1 pseudogene is annotated in these 536 nt (G+C 28.5%); it reads right to left on the bottom strand.

Going from position 1 to position 536, the window contains the following annotated elements:
• Positions 1 to 326: pseudogene (locus ACFOY6_RS24310) on the bottom strand (ammonia channel protein); the annotation flags it as partial.
• Between the last annotated feature and the right edge of the window lie 210 nt (positions 327 to 536).

Below are 536 nucleotides of genomic sequence, written 5' to 3'. Positions count from 1 at the left end.
GCAATTGTACAAAACATCATTTGAAACAACATAAATAATGAGAGAGGTATATGAGGACTCAAAGTTTTTGAAGTTTCAAAACCAACATGATGAAGACCCAAAAATTTCAAACCACCTATCCATTGATTACCTCCATCAAAACTTAAAGAGAAACCAATCATTATCCATATAAATGTGACAATGACAATGGCAACCATACTTTGCATTACAGTATTTAAAGCATTTTTTGATTGTACGAGTCCCCCATAAAAAAGGCTCAAACCTGGTGTCATTAACCATACTAATAGAGTACATAAAAATAGAAATATTGTATCATTCATATTCATACTTACCACTTCCTTTAAAAACATCATAATGAGTGTTTTTTTTAAAAGCAAAATTAGGTAAGGTCATGTTACACAGAATGTCACTTTAAGTTACATTGTATATATAAGCGTTGTACTAAAAACATATTATTTTCGTTACACTATGTTAGTAATGAGTATAATAAAAAGATAATCTTGATTTAGTTATCTCATTACAATAATAAATAAGCC

This window comes from Teichococcus aestuarii, from assembly GCF_042651065.1.
In the GTDB taxonomy this organism is placed as follows: Bacteria; Pseudomonadota; Alphaproteobacteria; order Acetobacterales; family Acetobacteraceae; genus Pseudoroseomonas; species Pseudoroseomonas aestuarii.
Note: the sequence above shows the minus strand (reverse complement) of the source record. Positions and strands in the feature narration are given on the sequence as shown.